The organism is Stutzerimonas kunmingensis (assembly GCF_014764705.1).
GTDB lineage: Bacteria > Pseudomonadota > Gammaproteobacteria > Pseudomonadales > Pseudomonadaceae > Stutzerimonas.
This window is the reverse complement of the sequence record NZ_JACXXG010000078.1, coordinates 1-1,676: the sequence shown is the minus strand read 5'-3', so window position 1 is coordinate 1,676 and position 1,676 is coordinate 1. Positions and strand designations below refer to the sequence as shown.

1 protein-coding gene and 1 pseudogene are annotated in these 1,676 nt (G+C 60.8%); one reads left to right on the top strand and one right to left on the bottom strand.

Annotated elements, in window-relative coordinates:
- A pseudogene (locus IEG05_RS22970) lies at positions 1–169 on the bottom strand (aldehyde dehydrogenase family protein); the annotation flags it as partial.
- A 291-nt stretch (positions 170–460) separates the two neighbouring features.
- Here IEG05_RS22970 and qhpR point away from each other — a divergent pair.
- Complete coding sequence (gene qhpR / locus IEG05_RS22965; protein ID WP_046620640.1) at positions 461–1,549, top strand: AraC-like transcriptional regulator QhpR; 1,089 nt, start codon at positions 461–463, stop codon at positions 1,547–1,549.
- Positions 1,550–1,676: the final 127 nt, after the last annotated feature.

Below are 1,676 nucleotides of genomic sequence, written 5' to 3'. Positions count from 1 at the left end.
CCTCGGCACCCGAACGCGGGAATTCGGCAATCACTTCACCATTGACCGGCGAGGTGTTGACGAAGTATTCGCCTTTGACCGGCGGCACGAATTCACCACCAATGTAATTGCCGTAGCGCGGCTTGAACGATACGACGGCGCCTACGGTGCCGGGTTGGGCGTAGATCATGGGAATCCTCCGAACGAACTCTTGTAATAATTAGTGCACTGGCCGAATCTCGACACGGCTCACGTTGATCATGAGTCAGTTTCATGAGCGCGACTTGACCCCAGACGGAGCTCTACTGTCGTCGACGGTCAACTTCGTGGCGTAATGTCGCAGGGCTCAGACGCCTGCTTTATTTTGATGCGCGTTTTGGCGTGATGCTCTTGGGGCACGTTTGCGCGGCTATCCAGTGCCCCGCACGAAGCGCACGGGGCTTGGCTTCAGATTGCGAGATTACGGTTGGTGGAGACTTCGATGAGTTCCTTATTCGAGCAGACAGATGCGCCAGCCGGCCTGGCGCTTGTCACCAGCGGGCAAAGACATGTCGGCGTGCTGGCCGCAGCCGCCAGCGGCCTGTGCGGCTTTATCGAGAAGCAAGGCGGAGACCCCGAGCGGGTGCTTGGAGTGTCGGGCATTGATGCGCAATTGCTGCAGCATCCGACGCTAAGCCTGGCGCTGCCCAACTACTGCCAAGTACTGGAAGAGGCGGCGCGCCAATCGGGCTGCGACAACTTCGGTCTGTACTATGGCCAGCAGTTCAAGCCGCAGGCTTTGGGGTTACTGGGCTATATCGGGCTATGTTCGGCAACCGTCGAGCAGGCGCTGATCAACTTCGCCCGCGCCTTCCCACTGCACCAGCGCAACAGCCTGATCCGCCTGGTCGATGACGGGGACTGCTATCGCTTCGACTATCAGGTCCGTCACGGCGCCATCCTCTGGCGGAGACAGGATGCAGAGCTAACGCTGGGCATGGCCCGCAACCTGATCCGTCACGTGCTCGGCAGCCAATGGGCGCCACGGGCGGTGCACTTCGAACACCCGCGCCCTGCGGATTGGCACGAGCACAGCAAGGTCTTCGATGCGCCGGTCTACTTCGAGCAACCGTACAACTCGCTGCTGATCCCCAAGGTCGGCCTGAACCGTGCCATGCCGGACAGCGATCCGATGCTGCTGATGGTCATGCAGGATTCCCTGCGCCAGCTCAGCCTGGCGGGCCGCGATGAACCTGACGTCGTCGATGATGCACGCGCACATATTCGCCAGCGCCTGGTGCTGGGCGAGCCGGGGTTGGAGGATATCGCCGAGCAGATCGGCATGACCAGTTGGTCGCTACAGCGCCGCTTGCGCGAGCAGGGCCTGACTTTCTCTGCGCTGGTGGACAAGCAGCGCCAGGAAATGGCGACCTACTATATGCGCCAGCAGCAGCTGCCCATATCGGAGCTAGCCCCCTTGCTGGGCTATTCGGAAACCAGTGCCTTTTCCCGTGCGTTCCGCCGATGGTTCGGCGTAAGCCCCCGCCAGTGGCGCCAGCACAGCGACCTGGTCAATACCAGGCAGCACTAGCAGGCCGTTGAAAAACTCGGCTTCAACTGCCCCAACCCGTCCGGTTTGGCGCTTTTTCAAGCGCTTTGGCCTAACGGAGTCCACACAAGGCCTGACTTCAGGCCTTTTTGACAGGTTTCAGCACCAC